This window comes from Indolivaga alginatilytica (genome assembly GCF_003201355.1).
GTDB lineage: Bacteria > Bacteroidota > Bacteroidia > Bacteroidales > Dysgonomonadaceae > Dysgonomonas_A > Dysgonomonas_A alginatilytica.
On the sequence record NZ_QICL01000020.1, the window covers coordinates 12,148 to 37,346 of the forward strand.

The following is a 25,199-nucleotide window of genomic DNA, read 5'->3' on the forward strand; positions in this document are numbered from 1 at the left end:
TAACGAAACACAAATCTATTACACCTTTTATGTATCTGTACGGCATAGTAGAAGCTATAAGTAGGTAAGATGCTACTCAAACAAAATGCAATCACCTATTATATAGACGATTGCACTATCTGTTAAAATAAAAGAAAGTAGATTATTTTTATCCTATGGGTATAATATATTTAGCTATTATTTACCAATCTGCTGAATTGCAATTGCAAATTCGTCCTTTGAGACAACTAGCTTATTGTGTACTTTAAGCCGATAATTGTATACAGTCTGAGGAGAGTAATGTAAGAAACTTGCAATCTTGCTACTGTCTGCTATACCAAGTCGCACCAGAGCAAAAACCCGAAGTTCGGGAGTCAGAATATCGCCTGCTTTAGGTAGTATCTGCTCGTTCTCCAACAGTAAAGAGTTAAATTCTTCTACAAAATTGGGATATATATTTAAGAAAATTGCATCAAAATTGCGGAAGAACTCTTTTAGTTCATCAGAAACAAGTGACGTAGAATTTGTCATCTTGGTAGCTTCTGCTATTTGACCCGATTTTAACTTACGGTTTATGTCTATTCTGTAAGCTTCCATCTTGTCTATATATGTTGAGCAAAGGTTAAATACCGAGCCGATGTATTCTTCTTTCACTAAATTAGATTCGGACAGCTTTTTATTAAGCTCATTCAAATCGCCGTTCATACGCTTCACATCTTCATACATCTCATTTATCGATTTTCGGGCGGCAGATAATTTCTTCATCTGTTTATAGATATAGAAGACACTGATTACCAAAACGAGGGAAAGAATAGAAATAAGAAACAGGTATTTTATCAAATTCTCCTTTTCCTGCTTCACTTTCTTGTCATATGCAGCTACAATAATAGGTAACGTCTGCGATATCTCAAGCGTTCTGAAGCGTGCTTTACAGAAAATAGCATCTTCCATCGCACATTTAATGTAGTTATATGCCCTGTCGACATCACCTTCCTGATAAAGCAGGATAGCTAATTTACGCAGTGCTATATATCCTTTGACAGCCTTTCTCTGATCTCCTATCGCTGAGATTATCAAATATTTCTTTTCCTGCTCATGATCGCCCATTCTTCTATAAACATCCGATAGTCCATATGCTATAGTTCCAACCAGCGATTGGTCTTCGCCGTATTTCTGATAACACTCGCTCATCAGTGCCAGTGCTTCCTCATATTTGCCTTTTTCCACTAATTTTCCATTCCAAACAAGAGCATATCCTAATGATTTCGGATCGTTTACTAACAGGAGTGAATCTTTATATTGACTCAGGAGATTCTCATAGTGTGTTTTTTCCTTTTTCGAAAACGAGTTTTCGGACATCAGCGTATATATTGAGTGATACAGGTGAAAATAGTACGCCCTTTGTCTATCGTCTAACTTCTGCCCGTCTATCTGGTCTATAATATCCAGAGATTCTTTGTACATGCCCATTATACCCAATATCTCCGCAACATTCATATTAGCAGTAGAAATGTGCTCTTTCTTATTTAACTTTTGCGCAATTTCCAGTCTTTCATTAGCGATCCATAAAGCAGAGTCCATATTGTAGCTACGGTATTCTCTGAGCAGTTTGTAATAAAGGCCAAAGCGCTCCTCCGGATCGTTTATTTTATTTAATTCTATGTTTAGACTATCTATTCGCAATTCTCTTATCTGTTCGTATTGAGAGCGTTGCTTTATAGTAACGTCCAGCACTTTCAATAACGAATCTACCTTATTAGAAGCAAACACGCATACATTCAAAAATAAAAAGAATAAAAGCAGTATGTTTTTCATCTATATTTATTTAAGGTCTCAGACCTGTTTGTTGTTCATTCAAATATAACTATAATAACTTTTCGTATAGCCTGAACCATTTGAGATGATCGTAATTTAACCCCAGATCAACAGTACCGATATACTTATACCCGAGCTTTTCATACAATGCAATAGCCGGAACATTATTCACTGAGACATCTAACCGTATCGATTTCATATTTTGCTTAACTGCATATTTTTGAGCATAGTTCATTAGTTCCAAAGCTACCCCTTTCTGCATACACTTTGGGTTGATAACCAAAGTATGTACTACGATAATCTCATCATAACCAGCTTCAATTCCCCACTCCACTTCATCATAGGCTTTTTCGGGTTCGTTATTTAAGATAACGCTCCCTGCAATAATGCCATCCGTTCTTAGTACAAATAAATTATCTTCTTTAATTCCTTCTATTGCAGTTTCACGAACAGGATAGATATGCTTGATCCACCCCGGATAGTTAACATTTGCTTCCAGATAATCATTCAAATCATTATACAGAGCTTCCAGTTCATCTATATCTTTCGGTATAGCTTTTTCAATAACCATGTCTCGACTTTTAATAAGGAGAAGCGAATATACTACATTCCGATCATAGATTATAAGCTTATCCAAAATCTATGTATACAAAAAACACTATTACGTATACAAAAAAGGGTACTCTGTATATTCTTTAGATTTCCCTTTCTCTCAAGCCCTACTTTCGTATCAGAATCGTAAATAATAAATCAAAAATTAAATAAAATGAATAAGGCAGAAGTGATTTTGAAAGTTTCTGATAAATCGGGTGTAAATGAAAATGATTGCAGAAAGGTTCTGAATGCTTTCGAAGTAGTATTAAGCGAAAGATTATCGGACTGTATAAGCGGAGCTTTTTATAAAACATATAGTATGACGAGTTTCATAAAAAGCAAAAAAGACAATAAATAAGAATCTTAAAAAATTAAATATTATGTACTACAAAACTAAACTAATAATCATACTATCCTTATTCCTGATTTCAATAGGAGCATTCGCACAGAAAGGCAATAACCAACTCACTCAGACGATCAGAGGTGTTGTTGTTGATAAAAATTCATCTGCTCCCCTATCCTATGTTTCTATCGGTCTCTTGGACTTGCCCGAAATCGGCGCAACTACAGACGATAACGGACAATTTACGCTAAAGAATGTTCCTTTAGGAAGGCACAACCTTCAGGCAACGTCCGTAGGTTACGAATCGAATATTTTCCGTGAAATACTGGTGACTTCTGCCAAAGAAGTTTTTATTGAAATCCCATTGACCGAAAACATAAATGAGTTGGGTGAAGTGGTTGTTCATGCGCAAACCAATAAAAACGCACCTCTTAATAATATGGCTACAACAGGAGCCCGTATGTTGAGCGTGGAGGAAGCCAGCCGATTTGCAGGCGGAATGGACGACCCTGCCCGTTTGGTGAGTTCTTTTGCCGGAGTGGTATCGAGTGTATCGAACAATGGTATATCGGTACATGGTAACGCTCCGCATTTATTGCAGTGGAAGTTGGAAGACGTGGAAATACCCAACCCAAACCACTTTGCAGATATTTCGACATTGGGTGGAGGTATATTGTCCTCATTAAGCAGTAATGTTCTGGGGAATTCGGATTTCTTCACAGGAGCTTTCCCTGCCGAATACGGTAATGCCGTATCGGGTGTATTCGATATGAAATTGCGAAACGGTAATAATCAGAAAAGACAGAATACTTTCCAAGTGGGCATATTAGGTATAGATGCAGCCTCAGAAGGTCCTATCAGTAAAAAACACAATTCGTCTTATATATTCAATTACCGTTATTCTACAACAAGTTTATTAAAGCTGGCAGGCAATCTGGATTATCAGGATTTGAATTTCAAAATGAATTTTCCGACAAAGAAAGCGGGCACATTTTCGGTTTGGGGAACGGGTTTAATAGACAACTATTCGGATGATCTTGAGAAGAACCCTGAGAAATGGGAGTTTATCGATGACAATAAAAAAGCGAGAGCAAAACAATATATGCTGGCTGCCGGAGTAACCCACCGTTATTTATTCAATAACAATGCACAATTGAAGACCACATTGGCTACAACTTATTCGAGCAACGATGCCCATGAAGATGTATATGACAGAGAACTTAATTCGACCCCAAATCTGGCTTTAAAAAATCGCTATACCAATCTGATTTTTTCAACCTCGTTGAATCGTAAATTCAATGCTAAACATACCAACAAAACAGGTTTTACATTCACCAAAATGTATTATAATATGGATCTCGCTCTTGCTCCTTACAGAGACCAGCCTCTTGAGACTATTTCGCAGGGAGACGGTAATACTAATCTCATTTCGGGATATACCAGTTCTTCGATAGGGCTTAGCGATAAGGTTACTTTAAATCTGGGTGTAAACGGTCAGTTACTTACTTTGAATAATCATTTTACGATAGAACCTCGTCTGGGTATAAAATGGCAGACAAGCACTAAAACCTCATTTGCATTAGCATATGGACTACATAGCCGCATGGAGAAAATGGATGTGTTTTATGTAAAAACAGCAGGGTCGCAAGGTAAGCCTGTCAATCGGGATCTCGATTTCACGAAAGCTCATCATCTTATGCTGACCTTCAATTATAACATCTCAGAGAATGTAAATCTTAAAATTGAACCGTATGTCCAATACTTATATGATGTACCTGTAATGGCTGACAGTTCTTTCTCGGTACTTAACCGCAGCACATTCTATGTAGAGGATGCTCTTGTAAACAAAGGTAAAGGCCGTAATTACGGTATTGACATTACATTGGAAAGATATTTGGATAAAGGACTGTATTATATGGTAACAGGATCGATATTTGACTCCAGATACAAAGGTGGAGACGGAGTTTGGCACAATACAAGATTTAATCGCAACTTTGCTTTTAATGTTTTGGTAGGTAAAGAGTGGACTATGGGAAATAACAGACAAAATACCTTCGGTGCTAACCTGAAATTTACGCTGCAAGGCGGCGAACGTTACTCGCCTGTGGATGTTGAAGCAACATTAAACCGTCCTGATAAAGAAACCCAATATGACGAAACCAGAGCTTTTTCGAAACAGTTTTCACCTATGTTCGTAACAAATGCAACGATCAACTTTAGAATGAATAAGAAAAAGGTTACACACGAATTTGCTATCAAATCGCTTAATACAACAGGATTCAAGGAGTATTTCGGGCATCAGTACAATCTGAAAACAGGAGAAATAGAACCTCACCGACAAGCAACATCGATACCCAATATCAGCTATAAATTGGAGTTCTAAGTCTAAGACCTTTCTATTGCTTTGGCTGGGCATAACAACCAGAGATTGTTATAGTGATAAGATCTAGCAATAAATATTTTACATTACTTAAATGCAAGTAAAACATAAAAAGACTAATTTCGAAGATAAAATCAACAGTATATGTCAGAATCAATAAAAACAACATTCCTGTATAGCTTTCTTACCGATTCCAAGTATAGAATATTTAGACATGTACTACTGATTTTCTTTGTATTGGTTGTCATATGCTTTAATCAAACATATATTACGTATCAGCCCAGTTTGAAAGCATTAGGATCTAAACTATACTTACTGGCATTCATTACCACGGTCGCATATATAGTTATTGTTTACTTTAATCTGTATGTGCTGGTACCAAAATTGCTTTTAAAGAAAAAATACGTTTCATATATTACTGCATTATCGGCTTTGGTTTTGCTGCTTGTTATAGCTATTAACGCTCAGGAATACATCGCATATACCCTGTTAGATATACCTCATGTACGGAGTTCGTACCTCAATTATGTAACATTACTCGATGGTATATCCAACTTCACAATCAATATGTTGTGTATCTCGGGAGGTTCGATGGTCGTTTTGCTAAAATACTGGATGGAAAACGAACAGGTTGTGAACCAACTTCGAAATGAGCAGATGCAATCGGAGGTCGAACAGCTAAAAGACCAGATCAATCCTCAATTCCTGTTCAATATTTTAAACAGGGCGAGTACATTAACCAAGACCGATCCGAAGTTAGCATCGGATATGCTGTTGAAATTAAGCCATCTGTTGAGATATCAGCTCTATGATTGCAGCAGGGACAAAGTGTTGCTGAGTTCCGAAATCACCTTCCTGACCAATTATCTCGATCTCGAAAAATTGTATTTCGATAAGTTTGACTACTCTATATCTTCGCAGGGAGATGTACACAGGGTATTTGTTTCTCCTATGCTTTTCACTCCTTTTGTACAAAGCACAATAAATCGGATACAGACTCTGGATATAGAATCTTTTATGCACCTCCACTTTAAGGCGGATGACGATACGGTTTATTTCACATACGACCTCAGCAACAACAAAATGCTGATAGATGATTCCGAATTTTCGGGTATTAAACAAAGGCTCAATTTGTTGTACAACAGCAACTACGATCTTACGACCTCGAAAGGAATGATCGGATTGAAACTAAGGTCTTAGACCTTTTTATTGTCCTGGTGTAGGGGTGAATCTATGTGTTCACCCATCTGTATCGGGCTGACACACAGGTCTGCCCCTACGACTAAAAATATAGCATTAGATATTTTGTATTACTTAAATATGAAGATATAATGATAAAGAAGATAGAGGATACTTTAAATGATTTTTTATTAAAGCCTCAATTCAGAATTTACAGGCATTTATTTCTATTGCTCGCCTCTGTAGCTGTTGCAATGAATATATTGTGGGATGTGCCTGATAAGATTATCTGGACAGGTAGCCGCATCGGTATAGCCATTATATACCTGGGTACAACTATGGTGATGATATACTTTAATATCTATGTATTAGTGCCAAAATTCCTGATAAAGAATAAATTCACCCAATACATTCTGTCTGCCATCGGTTTAGTAACATTTTCATTAATTGCAATTGTGATGATGCAGGAGTTTCTGTATAGTACACCCGGCATTGCCCGGGAACATGTTGTAGAAAATGAGATTAATCCCAATGCTTATCCGGCGGAAGAAGATCAATCGGGACTAATCTTAGCGGCTGTAGTCGGGATCACTTCATCCATATTCGGAACATCACTTCTTATTGCCGGAGTATCAGCCTTTATGCTTTTTAGATACTGGATAATGAACAACCAACGTATCAGCGATCTGAAATCGGAAACCTTGCAATCGGAACTGAATTTTCTAAAGAGCCAGATAAATCCGCATTTCTTATTTAATATGCTGAACAACGCCAATATAATGGTGGATGAAGACCCAGAAATGGCTTCCCGGATACTGACAAAACTCGATGGTATGCTCCGTTATCAGATCAATGACAGTACGAGAGATAAGGTCGATTTAAAAGAAGATATACTATTCCTGACCAGCTTTCTGGATTTAGAAAAGACACGCCGCGATCACTTCGAATATAGCATTACCCAAGAGGGAGATTTAGATCATATAGAAGTGCCTCCATTATTGTTCATCCCCTTTGTGGAGAATGCCGTTAAGCACAATCCCGATAATAATAATCTATCGTATGTGTATCTTTTTTTTGAATTAAAAGACAATGAGTTAACATTTAAATGTAAAAACTCGAAGCCGGATAGACCCATTCAGCGAAAAGTTGGCGGATTAGGTTTAGCAAATATCCGAAGGCGGTTAGATTTATTGTATGGGAATAACTATTCCTTAGAATTAGAAGAAACAGAAACAACTTATACAGCCACTTTACAATTAAAATTATGAGATGTATTATTGTTGATGACGAGCCGATAGCTCGAAAAGGGATACAAAAAATAGTAGACCAAATCTCTGAACTGGAGTTACTCGATAGTTTTAACAGTGCAGAAGCAGCCTCTATGTTTATGATGGGCAATCAGGTCGATCTGGTTTTTCTCGATATACAGATGCCGGGCATAAACGGAATAGAATTTGCGCGGAACATACCCAAAAATACGCTGATTATCTTCACGACTGCTTACTCCGAATATGCTTTGGACAGTTACGAAGTAGAAGCTATAGGTTATCTCGTAAAACCAATAGAACCCGAAAGGCTCAAAAAAGCGGTGGACAAGGCTATTTCGTATCATACCCTTTTATTGTCGGAAGAAAACAAAAGTGTAGGCAATGTAGAAGATGAATATATTTTCGTAAAATCAGATCGCCGATATTTTAAAGTAAATCTAAAGGATATCCTTTTTATTGAGGGTTTGAAAGATTACGTTATTATCCAATTGGCAGAACAGCGTATCATTACCCGAATGAACCTGAAAACGATGCACGAACTGCTTCCGAAAAATAATTTCTTAAGGATAAACAGATCATATATAGTGAATAGCACTCACATCGATTCGTTCGATAACAATGATATATTTATTCAAAAATATGAAATTGCAATAGGCAGCTTTTACAGAGACTCATTCTTCGAAGAGTTTGTATCAAAAAGGACATAAGAAAATCGCCTGCATTTTTTGCAGGCGATTTTTGTATATTCTTGTAAATAAATCGAACCGGTAGTTGAATAGGCTGTAATATACGCTCATTTTTTACTGACGCACCTCTATCGAGGTTTGTCTTTCATTTTGCCTTGATGCAAAACGAAACAAAAGATCAAGACTCTGCCTTTTGCTTTGGCCTCGATACGTGCTCCGAAAGCGAAAACAAAAAAATACTTTCGACTTTGATTTCTTTTTGTTTTTTACGCTTTCTTCCCACATCGGGTACCCCGTACAACCGCCAATGTCGAAAGCCTGACGGGCGTAAGCAAAGCCGACGTTTACTTCGGGGGTGAGGAATCCGTTCAACGAAGCAGTCGTTAAGAATAAAATGTAAAGAGTCCGACAGGACGGCTTATTTTATTCCGACAGCAAGTTGCTAACGGATCACCACCGTAAGTGGTCGGCAAAGACTTTTTGGTTCCTTTTGCGGCTTTGGGCAAAAGGAACACAAGCAATCTTTGATTGTGCGTAGGAAATTAATAAATTAAAAAAGAACATCTGTTAGCGACAATCCAACTACTGATTCCCATAAATAATTAGTCGGTTATCACCCATCCTGTTGCTAAAGTGTAAAGCAGCCATAAGTTTAATAATGTCACAATAGCGGCTATTGTATAGAGCATATATTTAGTCCGTGACTTATTGGCATATTTTCCCATTACCTCTTTGGATGAGGTCAGGCGTACCTGTAAAAATACTGTAATTGGTAATTGCATGCTCAATACTGCCTGAGAAATAATCAGCCCCTTAAACGGATTGCTGATAACGAATATAATCAGGAGAGCCACTCCCAAAGAGATGGCGACTCCTGTGCGCGAATGTATATCTTTGATATTATAAGGTTCGTCGTACATTCCTGCAAAAATAGAACCTGCGGCAATTCCCGAAGTCATGGAAGACGATATACCTGCAAATAAAAGAGCGATAGCAAAGACAACAGCGGCATTTGTGCCTAATAATGGTTCCAGGAGGCTTTTGGCTTGTTGTAAATCGTCCACAATCAATCCCTCTCTGAAGAATGTGGAGGCAGCCAATAAAATCATGGCACTATTGATTGCCCATCCGATAACCATCGAGAACAGGGTGTCGAAAAACTCATATTTCAGTTGCTTTTCAATGACTTTATCATCTTTCAGGTTCCATTCCCTGCTTTGAATAACTTCCGAGTGTAGAAAAAGGTTGTGGGGCATAACCACTGCGCCCAATACACTCATAATAATAAGAATACTCCCTTCGGGCATAGAAGGCGTAACCCATGCTACAGCAGCTTCCTTCCATTCTATATCGACCAGAAAAAGTTCATATATAAATGATAATCCGATAAGAGACACAAAGGCAATGATATACCGTTCTATCTTCTTGTATGAATTGGAGAACATCATGCAAGCCACAAAGATCGTGACCAGAATAGCGCCTATCTTTATAGGCACATCAAAAAGCATCTGAAGGGCAATAGCTCCTCCCAGTATTTCGGCAAGTGATGTGGAGACAGATGCACCGATAGCAGACCATAGCGTGACCCGTGAGGCTCGGCGAGACAGGTATTTGTTGGCGGCTTCCGATAAACATAATCCTGTAACAATGCCTAAGTGAGCGACATTGTGCTGGAGTATTACCAACATAACAGTGGATAGTGTTACGACCCATAAGAGAGTATATCCGAATTCCGACCCTGCCGCAAAGTTGGAAGCCCAGTTTCCGGGATCAATAAAGCCTACCGTAACTAATAATCCGGGACCTATGTATTTTAACAGTTCAAAAGCTCCCGACTTTAATTTGGGATCTTTCTTCTTATAGTCTTTTCGTAATTTCTGCCAAAAATTTTTCATATAGTGGTTTTGAAGCTCGATTTTAGCAAAGTTAGTATAAATGGGTATATCTCAAATTTATGGGTTTGTTTTTTTTGATGTCTCACGTCTCCACCTTCAATCCAATAGAAAATAGTTACACAACAGGGTGACAAGAGTCACAAAAAGTAATCGATAAAGTAACAAAGGTGACTAAAAAGTGTTACTTTTCTGATTTTGTTAATATGTTGTTTATCAGTAATTAATGATTTAAAAGGTGACAAAAGTCTAAGTACATGACAAAAATTTTATAGGATTTGTATTTATCTGACAATAAGGGTTTAACAACCATTGTGCTATATTGTCTAGTCCATACTTAAAGATACTTTTCGCTTTTTTGCCATGTTTTAGTAATCGTATTCTTTTGATTTTTTTGTCTATATATATTCCCGTATGCCAATCAGTAGTTGAATAGGTGGTAATAAAGGCTCATTTTTTACTGACGCACCTCTATCGAGGTTTGTCTTTCATTTTGCCTTGATGCAAAACGAAACAAAAGATCAAGACTGTGCCTCTTTGCTTTGGCCTTGATAGGTGATCCGAAAGCGAAAACAAAAAATTACCTTTGACTTTGATTTCTTTTTGTTTTTTACGCTTTCCTCCCACATCGGGTGCCCCGTGCAATAGACAAGGTCGGAGAGCCTGACGGGCGTAAGCAAAGCCGACGTTTACTTCGGGGGTGAGGTATCCGTTCAACGAAGCAGTCGATAAGAATAAAATGTAAAGAGTCCGACAGGACGGCTTATTTTATTCCGACGGCAAGTTGATAACGGATCACACCCGTAGTGGTCGGCAAAGACTTTTTGGTTCCTTTTGCGGCTTTGGGCAAAAGGAACACAAGCAATCTCTGATTGCGCGTAGGATAAATAACTTAAATGAGCATTTATTACTCACCGCTTCTTATATCATTCAGTTTTTTTACAGAATAACTTATATCCGAAAACACGCTTTCAAAAGATTCTCCTTTAGGCGATTGTGATAAAAATCCTATTTTCAGATTGCTTGCCGGATTGAGGTAAAAATAACGAGCCATATTCCAATATTTTCCGTCTGTGGAATAATGAAATGCATAAGCACCGTTTCCAAGTCCTGCAATTCTCAGGTATACTTCTTCTTTTGGAATTACTTCGTTGTTACTGTCGTCCGAAAACTCATTATTAACTACCGTAACAACCATAGGTTTGTATTGAGGTGAATATTCAAAGCATAGTTTTGCCCACTGGTTTGTATTTCCGTAAATCATAAGTACCCCCGCATCAAAAACCGATTTAAACTTCACCGACACCTTACAACTGAATAAGAAGGTTTCGTCGGGAGTAAATAAAGCCATTGGTGCAGTATCGGCACGGGATAACCCTTGCGGATCAACAAATAGACGGGAGCCTTTTCCCGCATTGAGCGTAAACGTATTACCCGACACATTCCAGTTAAGCGGAGTATTGACCCAGCTTATTTCTTTGGGGATAGAACTTATCTCTACTTTTTTCTGGTCAGATTGAGCTATACACAGTTGTATACAGCAGGAGAAACAGATAAACGGGATTAATAATTTTCTCATAGCATTCAGATATTGAGTGTTATATATAGTTGTAAAGCATAGAAAAGCCATTAAACGATTAAAGGTAAAAATAAATTATTTATTACCATCCTTAAGAAGTCTTATTTCACTAATTATGAGTCTTCTAAGATGGGAATAGTATCGGGCTAAATTTACACTTTACTTTCTTTCGAAAAATATTTCGCCAGATATTCATTAAAGACAATCCCGAATACAATGAGGAATAGCCCCAGATAGGTCGTGAAATAGATTTGTTCTCCTAAGATGATATGTATCAAGAATAGCGAAAGGAAAGGAGAAAGATAGCACATTTGGTTGATCAGAGCAGGATTATTCGTTTTGCGGATAGCCAAGCCGAAAAACACAAAAGGTATTCCCATCTCGAATATTCCCACATAGATACTGGATAATAAACCCTGAGCCGAACTCAGGTTGATGCCTACAAAAACAGACGCTATCAGTAAATAAACAGAGCCGAATAAGAAACTGAGGAAAAGGGCAATTGTACCATCTACCGCTTTATTCAGATTGTTTATAATCCAGTATAAAGCCCATAGGCAAGCACTTAACAGAGCTAAAAGTAACCCTGCCATAGGTAAACTCTGCCCGCCTATTCCCCCCGATAACAAAGAGATAAGAGCTACTCCGCTCAAAGACAGGAACATTCCTGCGTACTTGACTTTCGGGATCGGTTTGTGTGCAAATATTGCCAGTAAAATCAAAAGTATAATAGGCCATGAGTAATTGATAGGCTGTGCTATCTGCGCAGGCAGAAGGGCATACGCCTTGAATAAAACCAGATAATAAGCAACGGGATTTACGAGACCGACTAAGGCAAACCACTCCCATTGTCGGGCAGGGACTTTTCCGAGATCAGTCCATTTCTTCTGAATGGTCATAACAATACCGAAAATGATTAAAGCGGTCAGACTGGCGACCAGTAACATTTCGAAATGAGAAAAATGACGCAACGCCATCTTAAACATAGTAGCCACTGTTGACCAGCTTAACACTGCTATTGTTGTATATAGCAGGGCTTTGTTGTTCTCTTGGGAATTTGTCATCTCAAAGCTTCGACTTCGTTAGTAGTCAACGGAATTTTCTTGCCCAGCCTGTGAGATCCTGTTTCTGTTATCAGATAGTCTTCCTCGTTTCTTAAGCCTCCGAAGTTTTTGTATGCCTCCACTTTATCGTAATCGATAAATTCGGTGAACTTCTTTTCGGCTCTCCATTGGTCTATTAATTGGGGAATGAAATAGATTCCCGGTTCGATTGTGAGCACAAAGCCTGCTTCAAGCTCCCGTCCCAGACGAAGTGATTTCCGCCCGAACTGTGTGCTTTTGGGCTTGCCGTTATAACCCACCCAGACTTCGCCCAGATTCTCCATATCATGTACATCGAGCCCCATCATATGCCCCAGACCGCAAGGGTAAAACAAGGCGTGGGCCCCTGCACGGACTGCATCTTCGGCACTGCCTTTCATCAAGCCTAAAGAGGCAAGGCCTTCGCAAATAACTTTAGCCGAAAGATCGTATACATCACTGAACGGAATTCGGGGACGTAAAGCCTCAACGGATGCCGTATGAGAGGCTACCTGAATATCATATATCTCTTTCTGACGGGATGTGAATTTCTTTCCGGCAGGTATTGTAGACGACATATCTCCGGCATATCCCATTGGGGTTTCGGCTCCGGCATCTATCAGTACCATGTCTCCTTCTTTTATTGTATTTCCGTGAAAATGATTGTGTAGTGTTTCGCCGTTTATTGTGGCAATGGTCGGAAACGAAAGCCTTCCTCCCGAAGCATAGGCTACCTCCTCAAGAGCTGCGGCAATCTCGTATTCTTTCATGCCGACTCGAACCGATCTTATTGCAGCTAAATGCATTTCGGCGGTAATATCACATGCTTTCTCTATTTCGACAATTTCTTCTTTCGATTTATAAATCCGCTGATTTACAACTCCCTGTATAAAGGGGATAGAAGCCGTTTGCCGAGATGGCTTTATGCCGAACCAGTTCATGAGTTTTATTTCATGTTCGGCTCTGTATGGGGGCAGGTAATGTGTTTTTTGCCCTTTATCGGTCGCCTTCGATAAATAATCGTGTATCGAATTATAGGGTAAGGTTGAATAGATTCCTGTTTTTTCGCTTTTTTCTTTTAGTGAAGGCTGTATTCCCATCCATACAATTTCATCCATGGTAAGCTCATCACCGAAGATAATTTCCTTATCGTCATCTATATTGATAATGGCTGTTAATCTGGGGTAGGAAAGTCCGAAATAATACAGAAATGTGGAATCTTGCCTGAAAGGATATGTGTTATCCTCGTAATTCATCCCGCAATCGTCGTTCCCGATAAATAACAGAACTCCCGAACCGATTGTTTCTTTTAATATGCTACGGCGTTTAATATAGGTTTCTTTTGAAAACATAGTATTTCTTTTAATTTTCGATTAATCATCCTGAGTGTATTATATCTTTATAATTGTTGGATTATATAAAACGCTCTTTTAAGCTATTTATACTACGCGCAATCACAGATTGCTTGTGTTCCTTTTGCCCAAAGCCGCAAAAGGAACCAAAAAGTCTTTGCCGACCACTTACGGTGGTGATCCGTTAACAACTTGCCGTCGGAATAAAATAAGCCGTCCTGTCGGACTCTTTACATTTTATTCTTAACGACAGCTTCGTTGAACGGATACCTCACCCCCGAAGTAAACGCCGGCTTTGCTTACGCCCGTCAGGCTCTCCGACCTTGGCGGTTGCACGGAGCACCTATCGGGTCGGGCAATGAGGCACAGTCTTGATCTTTTGTTTCGTTTTGCATCAAGGCAAAATGAAAGACAAACCTCGATAGAGGGTGCGTCAGTAAAAAAGAGCGTATATTACCGATTGGCATTATCTATCATTCTTTTTTGAACAGACCGAGCCTCGATGCTAAAACGATACTTGGTGTATAATTGAAAACAAGACGGAAAAGGATATATTTCCACGAATAGGATATATCAGGCAGAGGATAGAGTTTGCGATTACTTAATTCTTGAATATTGCTTTTTACCTGTGCTTTATCAACTCTAAAGCGAATGAGGTTCACAATAAAATCAGTTGTGAGAGAAATGATCTTTCGCCTTAATCCTTCTTTCTGCAACTCGTTTAAGTTTGTCCTTTCCTCTAAAGTGACAAGTTGATCCAAGACATAGAGGGTATCACTTATCCGTCTGCTTACCTGATTCTTATCTTTGCTATTCGTGATAGAATCTTCACGTTGATAATAGGCATACACCAATCGGTCTATAAATACAATCTGATGTGCATATATAAAAGACTCTGAAAGAAACAGTTCGTCTTCGTGATAAATACCCTCGGGCATTACGATTGACCTCTCTTTCAGAAAGGAAGCAGAAAACAAATAAGGACAGACTCCTCCACTGAGATTCAGTTTACTCAAATACTCAGCTCCCGACATAAGAGAGTTATAGATGGATGCTTCCCTCTTCTTCTTTAGTGCAGAACCATCGGAATAGACCTGTGCCCAATCAAAACCTATTATATCAGAAGTGTCCGACTCTGCGTATCTGAATAGTTCAGGCAATGAGTTATCGAAGAGATAATCATCCGAATCTACAAAGAAGAAGTACTTCCCGCGGGCAACGTTCATCCCCTTATTACGGGCAGCACCCAATCCCTGATTTTCGGTATGCAGATATTTGATACAAGGGCTGTCTTTCGCCAGATCATTTATTACCTGAGCCGAATTATCCGTTGAACCGTCATTAACAATGATAATCTCAAACAAGCTCTCCTTTATACCCTGATTCAGTATACTGCCGACACATCTTTCCAGATAATGCCCCATATTGTAAACAGGTATTATAAAGCTTATTATCATACTATTTCAAATGATGATTTATGGGGGAGAATATCATGGAATGCTTCCTGTAGTTTTCGGCTCATTCCCTCGAAATCGGGAATATCCTCGCCATCATTGATACAAATTTGCATATACTTCTTTGTACGGATCACCTCGCATATCTCTTCAATAGTAGATGTTGATATTTCAAAAGTTTGCCCTTGAGACAGGATATCAGTCGGGGTAAACTCTCCTTTTGCTATATGCCAGAATCTGAACAGCCATTGATTGACATCTGCATGTGAACGAAAACGAGCACGCCCCGTTTTATGCAATATCTCAGGTTCGGCTCTCCAGACCTCTTCGAAAGTTTCCTTACGAAACGAATGAGCCAAATGTGCATCGAGCAATCCCGGAAACTTTTTCCACGGTAAAAGCAGTATACTCTTAAAGAGGTATTTCCCGTATTTCGGATTTATCCATTTTAATAAATCCTTATTTATCACCTCTCTTTTCGAAAAATGCCGGTTGATTATCCTTATATCATTCACAAAGATTTCGGGATACTCTTCCGGAAAAATAGGATCCAGAATCGCAAAGTCGCAAGGTCGGTTGTTTCGAAAGAAATCGGACTCTTTAGCTGTATCGATCAGAAACACATCGTCATTGAAGAAAATAAACTGATCACTCAATCCTTCAATTCGATGTAAGTTAGTTTCTATTGCGTTAATATTAAAGGTAGGCAAGAACTCCTCAGGCATAAAGTCCTCGTGTTTCACCCAGTGCAACTTAGGATGATTTATATCGAGCCAATCAGGACGTTCCCCTGAAGTCACCAAATGTATTGTTCCAACCCATGGAGCAAATGCTTCTATACCTCTAAACCAATATTTAAGTAAACCCCAGTCTCTGAAACGGATATTTCTTTTATCTCCTTCTGAAACTTCGTTACTATATTTTTGATAAAGAGTCCTCCATTGGGGATTATTTCCATCCACCCATGTCAATACAATATCTACCCGGTCGGTATCGTGCATACTTTTCTATTGAAATAAGACAATGTAAAAATACATTTATTTTAATAATAAGGCTCATTTAATGCCAGATGTATTTTCTCTACTTTATTTTCGAATATTTTTGCCAAAAAGCTTGTTTTATTAAATATTAGATTTATCTTTGTACCCGCTAACACAATAGCAGCCGCGGATGTGGCGTAATTGGTAGCCGCGCCAGACTTAGGATCTGGTGTCGAGAGACGTGGGGGTTCGAGTCCCTTCATCCGCACAAATACTAAAAATCAGGCGATTACTACAAAAAGTAATCGCTTTTTTTGTGTTTTTACCCCAAGTAAATCACACGAAAAGCATACTATTCTAAGACGGTTTTACACGGTTTAAGTCAATATGTTTAGAAATAGTTTAGACTTCTAAACGTACTAAAAACGAGTGTTAAACAATTTAATTAGTATATTATGGCAACTTTTAAAGCATTAGTTCAGAAGAAAAGAAGTGATAACACGTATGTCGTTTACATAAGATGTACGCACAACAGGTCGATCAAGTACATCAAAACAGATTTATATGTGCATGAAAGGAAAATCAAAGGAGGTGAGATAATAGACCAAACTATTTTAGGGCAGTGTGCAATCAAGATAAAGGGGTATTTGGATAAGCTAAACAATGCTGATAATGTAAATAGATGGTCGGTTAATGATATTGTCGATTTCCTGACAACCGAACAAACGGATATCCCCTTCATTCCGTTCTGTAAATCTTTTATTGAAGAAATGAGAAAGGAAAATAGAGGCAGAAGTGCTACAAATTACATGTGTGCCTTAAATTCCTTTGTTAGACATTCTGGAAATAATGTAACATTTCAAGAAATTAATTCAATAGAGTTAACAAACTGGATTAAGTCGTTAGGTGATATGAAAAGGGCTAAGGAATCATATCCTAAATATCTGAAAACGATGTTTGATGCTGGCTGTTCAGAGTACAACGATTATAACAGAAATATTATTCGCATACCGTCTCGCCCCTTTACGGGAGTGAAGATACCCAAGCATGATGTAGCTCCTAAAAAGGCAATAGATGCCTCTGTTATAAAATCAATATTGGAATTTGAGGCAATAACAGAACAAACAAAGAAAGCCAGAGATATTGCTAAACTTGTATTTTATTTAGTAGGTATTAATACCGTAGATTTATTTAATCTAAAGCATAGTAATTACATTAATGGGAAAATCTGTTACAATCGGAGTAAAACAAAAGATTCACGAACAGATAAAGCCTATATTGAGATAACGGTGCATCCTGATATACTATATTTATTTGAAATATATAAAGGTGAAGAAAGGTTATTTGACTTTGGCTACTGTAATGCAAGAAGTTTCAATAAGCAAATAAATATCGGATTGAAAACGATTTCTGATACGTTAGGTATTCCACAGGTCGGAACTTATACTTTCCGTCATTCATGGGCTACGATTGCTTACATTGATTGTGGAGCTTCAATAGATAGTGTAGCTCTGTGCCTGAATCATATTTCCGCACACAAGGTCACTAGATTGTATGTTAAAGATATTTTTAAACCCATTGAAGTATTAAATAGTGAAGTGATTGATTTTGTTTTTGGAAGGAAGAAGGTAGGAAAAAAGAAAAAGAAAGTTGATGTGAAAGAATTAGAATTGGTGGGTTGAGATAGCATCAATAGCAGAAAAAAGAGAGGCTGGCGTTTCACAACGTCAACCTCTCATAATAATTGAGTGGTGTGTATTAGTTGCCCCTTCTCATTTCGGCACGGCGTTCGACACAATTTTCGCAATTGCAGTCATCTTTTTCACCTAATAATTCACTAAACAGCAGTGATAGAATATTAGGTTTCCTGTTGCCAATTCCATCTTGCAAGAAAAGACGTGAGGCATTAAGTATAATTTTGGCAATACCTGTTTCCTGCATCATCGCTTTGTAAATTGACACAGATGTACGGCTAGGCTCTCCAGCGATGGAGATAGCCGCTTTTGTATGATCGCCAGCCTTAATTGAGGCAACTAAAAGAATTGAATCGCCTGATCCTTCTAGGCTCTCTCCGTAGTTATTACAGGCTTCAATGATTTTAAGGAGCGTGGGGTTTACGTCCCCTGAATTGTTGGTGTTTTCCATAGAGTTGATTATTTATCGTTTTGTTTATCTTTATCTGAATCATTTAATATGGTACTTAAAAAGTCCATGATAGTTTCTACTAAAGGATTATCGCTTGATAATTGAATAACCCTTCCCTGTACATTATCACTTTTATGCAAAAAGCACATACTTGCTTTTAAAATAATTGATGCAAAATTTGAATCTGACATCATCTTACCTGCTAATAGGCTTATTAATGATACATTGTTTCCGAAAATACCATGAATACGACTGTCACCGATACTACTAAGCATAATCACGGAGGTATTTTTGTCTTTTGTGATCTTCATGTATTCTTCCAGTGTCTTTAATTCGTAAACGATATTACTCACTACTTGATTTGGGGTGGAATGTTTGTTTTCCTGTTCCATATTGCTTATTATTAGATTGATATACTGTTTAGATTCTCCATTTTGATAATTTGCTCTTGTATGGTTAATGAGATTCCTTTGATCGTAACATTCTCATTCAATTCAATTTTAGGGTTATAAGCATACAGAACAGTACTGACAAACTTGTGATACAGTATTATATATTTACCATCGCTGATCTGATTTACATTTTCTCGCCAATACACACCCACGAACCCGTTGCTCCCTTTTGCCAAAGCGAAAACAGGTCTGATCGGATTTTCATTTCCGTTTAAATGCTTTGTATTTAGTATTACCGACATGGATTTCTCCAGATTCTCGGATTTCTCCAATAGATAGTTAATGCTGAGTAGGTTTAGTTGGTTGTTGCCTATTGGATTACAAAATACTTTCCGTCCCCTGTCTGTGAGATCACATTTATCCATGAAGGGGTGCAGAACGGATTCGTTTAAGATGTGTATATTGACAGAAATCATATTAGTTGTTTTTAAAAGTAAACATGCTTGCATATTCGGCGACTGCTGCACTGTTAGTATCGTCCATATTGATATACCTTTGTGTTTGCTTTACGTCTGAATGTCCCATACATTTACATACAAGCATCAAATTTCTTGTAGCTTTATGGAGATTAGTTGCAAAAGAATGTCTGGCTGTATGACTTGTGATAAATCTATATTTTTCGCCCCTGATCTCTATTCCTGCCTGAATAACCCGAACAATATCGTTTATACCCACTTTTTTACAAATTTCACGAATGGTTCTATTATATGTCTGTGCAGAATATTTGTGTCCGACACATTCAAGAATGTACTTCGCCGTAATTTTGTTATTTGCAGTGAAAACTACATTTTTGGTTTTTTGCGAACGGCACATTATGAGGATTTCATTTTCGACAATATTTGTTTCATCCAGTTCGGTTACATCTGAAAATCGTAATCCGGTCAAACAAGAATTTACAAATTGATTTCGCACTACCCGTTCACGAATATTGTGAGGTTGATAGTCGATTAACTTTTGAATTTCTTCATTAGTCAAATAAACGTTATGGGTATCAACTTCTTTCACACTGAGAATCTTTCTGAAATCTCTACAAGGAAGCTCTACCGATTCGACATAATCATTAAGTAGACTTTTAATTCTGGCACAATATGTTCGCACAGAATTAGGTGACAATATTGTATGTAGGTATGATACGAAGCGTATTAAAAATAGCTTGGTAAAGTCGTCCCAATCGACATTTTTACCTGAGTTATAAGTTTTCAGGCATTTAATAGTAGCTTTACTATAATCAGGATATTTGTTGTAAAATGCGACTTCAAATTTATCTATCTGTTTTTTTGTTCTATTTCTTTTCATAATTATAGTTCGTTTTGATTTAAAATTCGTCTATCCCTTCGGACAGACACTTAACTAAATTTTCTATTGAAGATATTCGTAGGGTGTAACTTTTCTGATCGCCCCAACGTTTTACAGGATGCGAAATACGAATAGTTACTTTCACCTTAACACCGCCATCTACGACTAAACAGGAATTGCAGCGTTCGACAAAGTGCTTTACAACTTCGTTCAAAGTGGCTTTTATAAAGGATATTGATTTAGATTCCTTTAATTCTTTATTCTCTTTAGCTTGAATCTCAATTCGCACTATGTCGTGATATTGATGTTTGTAAATTTCCATAACGAATGTCTTTTCATATTGATTACAGTTAAAATTTAAGACAAGGCAAGCCCATTCATCCGTTTGGCAAACAGCTTGGCAATTTCTTTTACAGACTAAGCCAAAGGCTTAACCGCTTGTAGTTCTTACTGATTTAGTTTATTCTGCATCTTGGAATATGGCAGAGATTTGTGTTGATAACACATATCTAATCACTCCGGCTTGATGCTTTTTCGGCAACTTGTTTGGTTTACCGTCTTTGTCCTTTGTACCGTTTAGGCAGGCTGAAAGTTGAGTTCGTGCAATCCCTATTAAGGGAGCAACTTTCACCAGATTTAATTCTTTCCTTCTACGATATAAGTACTCGTATGCTTCTTCAAAAGTAAGTCTGTTATTTTTCATAATTGTTATTTTTTAGAAAAGTATTTTGTAATCAACTTATTTACAGTTGTCTAATTATTATTGAAAAACTAAGTATTTATTACACTGAATGAGTATTATTCTTCATTTCTAGTCAAGATTGGGGTCAAACACTTTCAAGGTTTGAAGGCAGAACTGAAACGTTGATTCGTATTCTTCTTCTCCTTTGATTCGTGCCGAAAACTCGTAATATTCAGTTGTTTTGTATTGTTCAACTACTACGGGTTCTTTCGTAATTATAAGTTCACCCATACTTTGACTTATCAACGATATAGCTAATTTGGCAGCGTTCTCTTTCGTACTTGCATATTGGAACATACAGAATGGAGTGTATTCGCCCGAATTGACAAGAAAGATGTGCTGTTCGAGTTTGGCTACCTTGTCATTTAGCTTTCTAAGGCGATTATAAAAGAAATAAGGGACTTTACGCCCCTTATTCTCATATTGCCTTATGGCTTCCTTCATATCGTTAATACCGCCCTGCAAATCACTTAAATCGGTGCAATTAGTGGCGATTGTGTAGAGGGAAAGTTTTTTAATCATAATATTTAGTTTTTAGTTCAGCCGGAGGATTGCCGCCTGCTTTTCTGATTAAATCATCTAGGTTAATTGGTTCGGGAATTTCTAATGCTTTTTTCACACTATCGCAAAAATCGTCCACAAAAAATAGTGTTCGGGGATCTATCGTGGTAATTCGTGTTTTATAGTCGCCATACTCATAATTGGCGGTAACTTCATTTCCAGTTATTCCGTAGAACATTTTTCCTTTGCCGGAAGTAAGGACTTTTTGCTGTGTTGCTTCAAGATTCTTTCGGGCTTTGTCGTATCTAGTGTGGTCTGCTTCTATTTCGAGCAGTTCTTCGTAGTTTTTGAATAACAGTTTTTCGGTTGCTACTCCTTTAGCTACCAGTTCATCATACAGACGATTTCGTTTTATATCTGTTGCCAAACCTATGGCTGCATCGTTTTGTGTGCGATAACCACCGCAGATAAGTTGCTTTCCTTTGAGAATATCCCAATTTCCTGATTTGTTTTGTTTGAAGGTATATTTTGTTTCCATAATGCTACTCGTTGTTTAGTTTGATACTTATTTCTACATTTTTAAAGGTTTCAAGCTCCTGATCGTTCACTAAGTCCTCAAACTCTGTTATTCGATTTTAGCAGGGTATGGTACGTTCGTTCTGCTATTTGCGGATTGGAGAAGGTTAGAACGTCCTCTATATCTGCATTTAGGAGTATGATAATTCGTTTTTGTGCTTTCATTGTATCACTGTTTTAAAATCTTTCAAACAATACTTTGTTAATATTCCACTTAATATTTGACTTGATTTCTCTTTGAGAATAGAAATTATCTGTTTCTAGCAGTTTTCCATTTTCGTACATTTTCAGGTCGAACATTTTATTGTAGTTACCCGCAGGGGCTTGTACTTCGGTATGGTGCAGGACAAAATCAAAGCCGTGTAGTGTGATTTTTACAGGCTCAAATCCTTCTCTGTATGATAGCTTACTAAAATCATAGTCGTTCAGGTCGTTATCGGTTGCAAGTGTTTTAAAGTCGTTCTTTTCAGGGTTTTTAACTTTGCTTTTCAAATCGGACAGGTAGGTAAAGAAAAATTCTTTGTTTACCCATTCATGCAAATAGGCACGTTGTTCTTTGGCTATGTATATGCTAATATCGCCTGCACAGGTGTTTTCTATTTTCATTTTTGCACCTTCGTTTTTGAGATGTTTGTTGATTTTCGCCCTGACTGCTTTAGCTTCTTTAAAATTGCTCTCTGCTATTTCGTAGGCATCGGAATTTTTTATACCGCTTAATGTTGAGGCACAATCCATTCCTACGATAAATTGTTTTTGGCTGCTGTTTTCGATGATCGCTATATTGGCTAGGGGTTTGTTACAGTTCTCACAACATTCGCCGTTACCTTCGTATATTCCACCGTTATAGTAGGAACGGATAAATCGGTATGTATCGTTGATGGGTAAATTTCGCCTTGCTATTCGTTTTGTCGGCTCGTTTATAGTTGTTTTCATATTGGTTCGGGTTATTGATTTTTATTATTTGTGGTTTATTTGTCTTCACTAAGTTTATAACTTTTATATCTTTCGTTAGCTTCTAAAATATCCGAAACAGTAGAGGGCAAATCACAAAAATCTAAAGTTTTAATTTTTGCGTAAAAAGTAGCTTTTTGCCCAGAATAGCAACAATTAGAAACTAATCTATTTGGATAACCATCCAAATAGATTAATTGAAATTTGTCATCTTGTCTCACTTCAAAACTTTTCGCCAATTCTTTTACTGCCTCATTTCCGGCTTTTATTGCTTCGTCTAATGTGTCAAAAATCCCTATCGTGATTGTTTTTGTGGTATATCCTGAAAAATCTGGATTTTTGGGCTTATCATTATATCTAAATTCTATTGTTAGTAATTCCTTTTTCATGGTTTTAATCTCCTTTATATTTACCGTCTACAATATCGCCACAGGCTATCCAGAGGATACGCTGCAAATTTCCATTATGATTTTCGAGTTCTGAATCGTCCCAAGCTCCATAATCATAGAGTTCTTTTTTAAGTTGTTCAGGATCAATTTTCTTTAGCTGCCGTTTGATTTCGGGTAATTTCATGATACGATCTATGTCTTCGTCACATTGCCCTGAATGATAGCCTAAATCGGCTATCTTTTTGGTTATGTTCAGGGAGGCGGTTATATAGTTGAAATATACTTGCATGATTTTGTTATTTAGTCGGTTAATGATTTTAAATATTGAATTACTTCGGGGTTAAATTTCATTTCGTCAAATAGCTTTACGCTTTTGCCTAGTTGTTCACGAGTGCCTTTATTGCAGCATTTTTCTGGTGTTTTACCGCTTCCGCACTCGCAAATATCCAAGCCGTAATGGTTTACACAGTGATCGCAGCAATAGGTATCATTTAGCTTTTTAACGCCTCTTAGTGATATGTTAAATCTCTTTTTGTTACTTCTTTTGAGGCTGTTATTTTCTCCATTTTTAAAATAGACGGTTATTGCACCGCAGGAACATGAGGTATAATCTGTTATTTCCATAATCTTTTATCTTTTAATGAAAGACGGCAAAGACTTTTTTTAATCTTTGCCGTTCATTTAGTTGTAGTTCGTGTTAATCAATTGAATAAACTGCACCGTCTGAATCAGCAAGCCTGTAAACAATATATTTAGCTAGGTCGCTTTTGAATGATTGCAAGAACTTCCAAGCATTATTTTCCGCTTGTGTCAAAGGTCTAAGCTCTTCAAGGTGGCAGAGTTCAATTTGATAATCTATACACCCGACAGTAGAAAAAAGATTGACGTTATCTAAGTGGCGACAACTTTTTTTATCGCTCATTAGTATATATGTTTGTTCCTGTATTTCTTTGTCGAGTGTACCCTCGTAATGGTGTTTATATTGCAGACTGACACACAAAACAGATAATTTTCTTAGTTCATCCATTATAGAGGTAATTGTTTGAAACATTAGTTTTTCGTTTCTGTGTCCGTATGATAAATGAGGATAATTTTTTACTGTTTGAGAACAAAAATAAAAGTCACTTTTTAGGCTTAGTTCTCAGATAGCTTTTTCAACTGAGTTGAAATGCTTTGCACTACATATAAAACTACTCATAATTCTATATTTATGTGTTAATTGTTATTGGGTTGGTAATCCGGGTTTAACTCCCTTCTTTCTCTGATTTGGTAACTTGCTTTGGGACAGGCAAAGCGATATTCTTTTAAATCTCTCTTTACTTGTCCGTAGGTAGAATCTCTTTTATCGTACCAACTTTCACGTTCCCAACCTGTGCCGTAATTTGACCAGATAATCCAGTAATAGATATATTTGTTTATTCTTTTAGTTTTCATAGGGCAAATTTTCAATAAGTGGGATTAATTAAAGTAGTAGTGATTTTGCAGATAGATATAGCTTTCTGTATGCCAGTCAACTATTTTTAAAATTCTTTCTTTAGCGATTCTTTGGAATGTCATTTTGGAG

Annotated in this window: 31 protein-coding genes and 1 tRNA gene; 7 read left to right on the forward strand and 25 right to left on the reverse strand. The window is 37.4% G+C overall.

The genetic code is table 11. The features are described from left to right. Positions 1 to 177 precede the first annotated feature (177 nt). Together CLV62_RS14295 and CLV62_RS14300 are read right to left on the reverse strand one after the other, a co-directional pair. Positions 178 to 1,794, reverse strand: a complete 1,617-nt coding sequence (locus tag CLV62_RS14295) for a DUF6377 domain-containing protein (protein ID WP_110311461.1) — start codon at positions 1,792 to 1,794, stop codon at positions 178 to 180. Positions 1,795 to 1,843: 49 nt separating this feature from the next. Further along, complete coding sequence (locus tag CLV62_RS14300; RefSeq protein WP_110311462.1) at positions 1,844 to 2,365, reverse strand: GNAT family N-acetyltransferase; 522 nt, start codon at positions 2,363 to 2,365, stop codon at positions 1,844 to 1,846. Between the two features lie 195 nt (positions 2,366 to 2,560). Here CLV62_RS14300 and CLV62_RS14305 point away from each other — a divergent pair, with 195 nt between their 5' ends. The 5 genes from CLV62_RS14305 to CLV62_RS14325 all read left to right on the forward strand — a co-directional run bounded on the left by CLV62_RS14305 (position 2,561) and on the right by CLV62_RS14325 (position 8,265). Continuing rightward, positions 2,561 to 2,746, forward strand: a complete 186-nt coding sequence (locus tag CLV62_RS14305) for an HU family DNA-binding protein (protein WP_110311463.1) — start codon at positions 2,561 to 2,563, stop codon at positions 2,744 to 2,746. A gap of 22 nt (positions 2,747 to 2,768) precedes the next feature. Continuing rightward, positions 2,769 to 5,114: a TonB-dependent receptor gene (locus CLV62_RS14310; protein WP_110311464.1), complete on the forward strand. Its 2,346-nt coding sequence runs from the start codon at positions 2,769 to 2,771 to the stop codon at positions 5,112 to 5,114. A gap of 141 nt (positions 5,115 to 5,255) precedes the next feature. After that, positions 5,256 to 6,311, forward strand: a complete 1,056-nt coding sequence (locus CLV62_RS14315) for a sensor histidine kinase (RefSeq protein ID WP_110311465.1) — start codon at positions 5,256 to 5,258, stop codon at positions 6,309 to 6,311. Between the two features lie 131 nt (positions 6,312 to 6,442). Next, complete coding sequence (locus tag CLV62_RS14320; protein WP_110311466.1) at positions 6,443 to 7,558, forward strand: sensor histidine kinase; 1,116 nt, start codon at positions 6,443 to 6,445, stop codon at positions 7,556 to 7,558. After that, positions 7,555 to 8,265, forward strand: coding sequence for a LytR/AlgR family response regulator transcription factor (locus CLV62_RS14325; protein ID WP_110311467.1), 711 nt, complete (start codon positions 7,555 to 7,557; stop codon positions 8,263 to 8,265). The genes CLV62_RS14320 and CLV62_RS14325 overlap by 4 nt, the downstream gene beginning before the upstream one ends. A 93-nt stretch (positions 8,266 to 8,358) precedes the next feature. Here CLV62_RS14325 and CLV62_RS21540 read toward each other — a convergent pair whose 3' ends face one another. The 8 genes from CLV62_RS21540 to CLV62_RS14355 all read right to left on the reverse strand — a co-directional run bounded on the left by CLV62_RS21540 (position 8,359) and on the right by CLV62_RS14355 (position 16,604). Then, the gene (locus CLV62_RS21540) at positions 8,359 to 8,616 is read right to left on the reverse strand and encodes a hypothetical protein (protein WP_146212755.1); all 258 of its coding nucleotides are present in this window, start codon (positions 8,614 to 8,616) and stop codon (positions 8,359 to 8,361) included. A 230-nt stretch (positions 8,617 to 8,846) separates the two neighbouring features. Beyond that, a complete protein-coding gene (locus CLV62_RS14330; protein ID WP_110311468.1) occupies positions 8,847 to 10,139 on the reverse strand; it encodes an Nramp family divalent metal transporter in 1,293 nt (430 codons plus the stop codon). Positions 10,140 to 10,607: 468 nt separating this feature from the next. Next, positions 10,608 to 10,853, reverse strand: a complete 246-nt coding sequence (locus CLV62_RS21545; protein WP_146212756.1) for a hypothetical protein — start codon at positions 10,851 to 10,853, stop codon at positions 10,608 to 10,610. A gap of 190 nt (positions 10,854 to 11,043) precedes the next feature. Then, positions 11,044 to 11,715 (reverse strand): DUF1349 domain-containing protein, encoded by a 672-nt coding sequence (locus CLV62_RS14335; RefSeq protein WP_170120060.1) that lies wholly within the window; start codon positions 11,713 to 11,715, stop codon positions 11,044 to 11,046. A gap of 152 nt (positions 11,716 to 11,867) precedes the next feature. Beyond that, the gene (locus CLV62_RS14340; RefSeq protein ID WP_110311470.1) at positions 11,868 to 12,779 is read right to left on the reverse strand and encodes a DMT family transporter; all 912 of its coding nucleotides are present in this window, start codon (positions 12,777 to 12,779) and stop codon (positions 11,868 to 11,870) included. Beyond that, positions 12,776 to 14,149: an aminopeptidase P family protein gene (locus CLV62_RS14345; RefSeq protein WP_110311471.1), complete on the reverse strand. Its 1,374-nt coding sequence runs from the start codon at positions 14,147 to 14,149 to the stop codon at positions 12,776 to 12,778. The genes CLV62_RS14340 and CLV62_RS14345 overlap by 4 nt, the downstream gene beginning before the upstream one ends. 473 nt (positions 14,150 to 14,622) lie before the next feature. Beyond that, positions 14,623 to 15,606 (reverse strand): glycosyltransferase family 2 protein, encoded by a 984-nt coding sequence (locus CLV62_RS14350; RefSeq protein WP_110311472.1) that lies wholly within the window; start codon positions 15,604 to 15,606, stop codon positions 14,623 to 14,625. After that, the gene (locus CLV62_RS14355) at positions 15,603 to 16,604 is read right to left on the reverse strand and encodes a stealth conserved region 3 domain-containing protein (RefSeq protein WP_110311473.1); all 1,002 of its coding nucleotides are present in this window, start codon (positions 16,602 to 16,604) and stop codon (positions 15,603 to 15,605) included. Before CLV62_RS14355 ends, CLV62_RS14350 begins: the two co-directional genes overlap by 4 nt. Before the next feature lie 165 nt (positions 16,605 to 16,769). Between CLV62_RS14355 and CLV62_RS14360 the strand changes: the two genes are divergently transcribed. Next, positions 16,770 to 16,851: transfer RNA gene (locus CLV62_RS14360), tRNA-Leu, on the forward strand. Between the two features lie 187 nt (positions 16,852 to 17,038). Further along, positions 17,039 to 18,265 (forward strand): tyrosine-type recombinase/integrase, encoded by a 1,227-nt coding sequence (locus tag CLV62_RS14365; RefSeq protein WP_110311474.1) that lies wholly within the window; start codon positions 17,039 to 17,041, stop codon positions 18,263 to 18,265. A 76-nt stretch (positions 18,266 to 18,341) separates the two neighbouring features. Here the strand turns inward: CLV62_RS14365 and CLV62_RS14370 are convergent, their stop codons facing one another. The 15 genes from CLV62_RS14370 to CLV62_RS14435 form a co-directional block, all read right to left on the reverse strand. Then, positions 18,342 to 18,728 (reverse strand): hypothetical protein, encoded by a 387-nt coding sequence (locus tag CLV62_RS14370; protein WP_110311475.1) that lies wholly within the window; start codon positions 18,726 to 18,728, stop codon positions 18,342 to 18,344. An 8-nt stretch (positions 18,729 to 18,736) separates the two neighbouring features. Next, positions 18,737 to 19,120 carry a hypothetical protein gene (locus CLV62_RS14375; RefSeq protein WP_110311476.1) on the reverse strand — a complete coding sequence of 128 codons (384 nt, stop codon included), beginning with the start codon at positions 19,118 to 19,120 and terminating at the stop codon, positions 18,737 to 18,739. Between the two features lie 11 nt (positions 19,121 to 19,131). After that, a complete protein-coding gene (locus CLV62_RS14380; RefSeq protein ID WP_110311477.1) occupies positions 19,132 to 19,596 on the reverse strand; it encodes a hypothetical protein in 465 nt (154 codons plus the stop codon). 1 nt (position 19,597) lies between these two features. Next, entirely contained in the window at positions 19,598 to 20,476 is an 879-nt protein-coding gene (locus CLV62_RS14385) for a tyrosine-type recombinase/integrase (RefSeq protein WP_110311478.1), read from the reverse strand. 19 nt (positions 20,477 to 20,495) lie between these two features. Beyond that, positions 20,496 to 20,798 (reverse strand): hypothetical protein, encoded by a 303-nt coding sequence (locus CLV62_RS14390; protein WP_110311479.1) that lies wholly within the window; start codon positions 20,796 to 20,798, stop codon positions 20,496 to 20,498. Between the two features lie 138 nt (positions 20,799 to 20,936). Continuing rightward, the gene (locus CLV62_RS14395; RefSeq protein ID WP_110311480.1) at positions 20,937 to 21,179 is read right to left on the reverse strand and encodes a hypothetical protein; all 243 of its coding nucleotides are present in this window, start codon (positions 21,177 to 21,179) and stop codon (positions 20,937 to 20,939) included. A 108-nt stretch (positions 21,180 to 21,287) separates the two neighbouring features. Continuing rightward, the gene (locus CLV62_RS14400) at positions 21,288 to 21,740 is read right to left on the reverse strand and encodes a hypothetical protein (protein ID WP_110311481.1); all 453 of its coding nucleotides are present in this window, start codon (positions 21,738 to 21,740) and stop codon (positions 21,288 to 21,290) included. Continuing rightward, positions 21,733 to 22,257 carry a hypothetical protein gene (locus CLV62_RS14405; protein WP_110311482.1) on the reverse strand — a complete coding sequence of 175 codons (525 nt, stop codon included), beginning with the start codon at positions 22,255 to 22,257 and terminating at the stop codon, positions 21,733 to 21,735. The genes CLV62_RS14400 and CLV62_RS14405 overlap by 8 nt, the downstream gene beginning before the upstream one ends. Positions 22,258 to 22,334: 77 nt before the next feature. After that, positions 22,335 to 22,460, reverse strand: a complete 126-nt coding sequence (locus tag CLV62_RS22175; protein WP_262509960.1) for a hypothetical protein — start codon at positions 22,458 to 22,460, stop codon at positions 22,335 to 22,337. 12 nt (positions 22,461 to 22,472) lie between these two features. Beyond that, positions 22,473 to 23,228 (reverse strand): hypothetical protein, encoded by a 756-nt coding sequence (locus tag CLV62_RS14410; protein ID WP_110311483.1) that lies wholly within the window; start codon positions 23,226 to 23,228, stop codon positions 22,473 to 22,475. Between the two features lie 35 nt (positions 23,229 to 23,263). After that, complete coding sequence (locus CLV62_RS14415) at positions 23,264 to 23,635, reverse strand: hypothetical protein (RefSeq protein ID WP_110311484.1); 372 nt, start codon at positions 23,633 to 23,635, stop codon at positions 23,264 to 23,266. A 4-nt stretch (positions 23,636 to 23,639) separates the two neighbouring features. After that, the gene (locus CLV62_RS14420) at positions 23,640 to 23,924 is read right to left on the reverse strand and encodes a hypothetical protein (protein WP_221409247.1); all 285 of its coding nucleotides are present in this window, start codon (positions 23,922 to 23,924) and stop codon (positions 23,640 to 23,642) included. A gap of 11 nt (positions 23,925 to 23,935) precedes the next feature. Further along, positions 23,936 to 24,259 (reverse strand): hypothetical protein, encoded by a 324-nt coding sequence (locus tag CLV62_RS14425; RefSeq protein WP_110311485.1) that lies wholly within the window; start codon positions 24,257 to 24,259, stop codon positions 23,936 to 23,938. A 73-nt stretch (positions 24,260 to 24,332) separates the two neighbouring features. After that, complete coding sequence (locus CLV62_RS14430) at positions 24,333 to 24,686, reverse strand: hypothetical protein (protein ID WP_110311486.1); 354 nt, start codon at positions 24,684 to 24,686, stop codon at positions 24,333 to 24,335. A 164-nt stretch (positions 24,687 to 24,850) separates the two neighbouring features. After that, positions 24,851 to 25,069, reverse strand: a complete 219-nt coding sequence (locus CLV62_RS14435; protein WP_110311487.1) for a hypothetical protein — start codon at positions 25,067 to 25,069, stop codon at positions 24,851 to 24,853. Positions 25,070 to 25,199 lie beyond the last annotated feature (130 nt).

Excerpts from the sequence above, each read along its gene's own strand:
- CLV62_RS14295 (WP_110311461.1), bottom strand. The coding sequence starts at position 1,794 with ATGAAAAACATACTGCTTTTATTCTTTTTATTTTTGAATGTATGCGTG.
- CLV62_RS14300 (WP_110311462.1), bottom strand. The coding sequence starts at position 2,365 with ATGGTTATTGAAAAAGCTATACCGAAAGATATAGATGAACTGGAAGCT.
- CLV62_RS14305 (WP_110311463.1), top strand. The coding sequence starts at position 2,561 with ATGAATAAGGCAGAAGTGATTTTGAAAGTTTCTGATAAATCGGGTGTA.
- CLV62_RS14310 (WP_110311464.1), top strand. The coding sequence starts at position 2,769 with ATGTACTACAAAACTAAACTAATAATCATACTATCCTTATTCCTGATT.
- CLV62_RS14315 (WP_110311465.1), top strand. The coding sequence starts at position 5,256 with ATGTCAGAATCAATAAAAACAACATTCCTGTATAGCTTTCTTACCGAT.
- CLV62_RS14320 (WP_110311466.1), top strand. The coding sequence starts at position 6,443 with ATGATAAAGAAGATAGAGGATACTTTAAATGATTTTTTATTAAAGCCT.
- CLV62_RS14325 (WP_110311467.1), top strand. The coding sequence starts at position 7,555 with ATGAGATGTATTATTGTTGATGACGAGCCGATAGCTCGAAAAGGGATA.
- CLV62_RS14330 (WP_110311468.1), bottom strand. The coding sequence starts at position 10,139 with ATGAAAAATTTTTGGCAGAAATTACGAAAAGACTATAAGAAGAAAGAT.
- CLV62_RS14335 (WP_170120060.1), bottom strand. The coding sequence starts at position 11,715 with ATGAGAAAATTATTAATCCCGTTTATCTGTTTCTCCTGCTGTATACAA.
- CLV62_RS14340 (WP_110311470.1), bottom strand. The coding sequence starts at position 12,779 with ATGACAAATTCCCAAGAGAACAACAAAGCCCTGCTATATACAACAATA.
- CLV62_RS14345 (WP_110311471.1), bottom strand. The coding sequence starts at position 14,149 with ATGTTTTCAAAAGAAACCTATATTAAACGCCGTAGCATATTAAAAGAA.
- CLV62_RS14350 (WP_110311472.1), bottom strand. The coding sequence starts at position 15,606 with ATGATAATAAGCTTTATAATACCTGTTTACAATATGGGGCATTATCTG.
- CLV62_RS14355 (WP_110311473.1), bottom strand. The coding sequence starts at position 16,604 with ATGCACGATACCGACCGGGTAGATATTGTATTGACATGGGTGGATGGA.
- CLV62_RS14365 (WP_110311474.1), top strand. The coding sequence starts at position 17,039 with ATGGCAACTTTTAAAGCATTAGTTCAGAAGAAAAGAAGTGATAACACG.
- CLV62_RS14370 (WP_110311475.1), bottom strand. The coding sequence starts at position 18,728 with ATGGAAAACACCAACAATTCAGGGGACGTAAACCCCACGCTCCTTAAA.
- CLV62_RS14375 (WP_110311476.1), bottom strand. The coding sequence starts at position 19,120 with ATGGAACAGGAAAACAAACATTCCACCCCAAATCAAGTAGTGAGTAAT.
- CLV62_RS14380 (WP_110311477.1), bottom strand. The coding sequence starts at position 19,596 with ATGATTTCTGTCAATATACACATCTTAAACGAATCCGTTCTGCACCCC.
- CLV62_RS14385 (WP_110311478.1), bottom strand. The coding sequence starts at position 20,476 with ATGAAAAGAAATAGAACAAAAAAACAGATAGATAAATTTGAAGTCGCA.
- CLV62_RS14390 (WP_110311479.1), bottom strand. The coding sequence starts at position 20,798 with ATGGAAATTTACAAACATCAATATCACGACATAGTGCGAATTGAGATT.
- CLV62_RS14395 (WP_110311480.1), bottom strand. The coding sequence starts at position 21,179 with ATGAAAAATAACAGACTTACTTTTGAAGAAGCATACGAGTACTTATAT.
- CLV62_RS14400 (WP_110311481.1), bottom strand. The coding sequence starts at position 21,740 with ATGATTAAAAAACTTTCCCTCTACACAATCGCCACTAATTGCACCGAT.
- CLV62_RS14405 (WP_110311482.1), bottom strand. The coding sequence starts at position 22,257 with ATGGAAACAAAATATACCTTCAAACAAAACAAATCAGGAAATTGGGAT.
- CLV62_RS22175 (WP_262509960.1), bottom strand. The coding sequence starts at position 22,460 with ATGAAAGCACAAAAACGAATTATCATACTCCTAAATGCAGATATAGAG.
- CLV62_RS14410 (WP_110311483.1), bottom strand. The coding sequence starts at position 23,228 with ATGAAAACAACTATAAACGAGCCGACAAAACGAATAGCAAGGCGAAAT.
- CLV62_RS14415 (WP_110311484.1), bottom strand. The coding sequence starts at position 23,635 with ATGAAAAAGGAATTACTAACAATAGAATTTAGATATAATGATAAGCCC.
- CLV62_RS14420 (WP_221409247.1), bottom strand. The coding sequence starts at position 23,924 with ATGCAAGTATATTTCAACTATATAACCGCCTCCCTGAACATAACCAAA.
- CLV62_RS14425 (WP_110311485.1), bottom strand. The coding sequence starts at position 24,259 with ATGGAAATAACAGATTATACCTCATGTTCCTGCGGTGCAATAACCGTC.
- CLV62_RS14430 (WP_110311486.1), bottom strand. The coding sequence starts at position 24,686 with ATGTTTCAAACAATTACCTCTATAATGGATGAACTAAGAAAATTATCT.
- CLV62_RS14435 (WP_110311487.1), bottom strand. The coding sequence starts at position 25,069 with ATGAAAACTAAAAGAATAAACAAATATATCTATTACTGGATTATCTGG.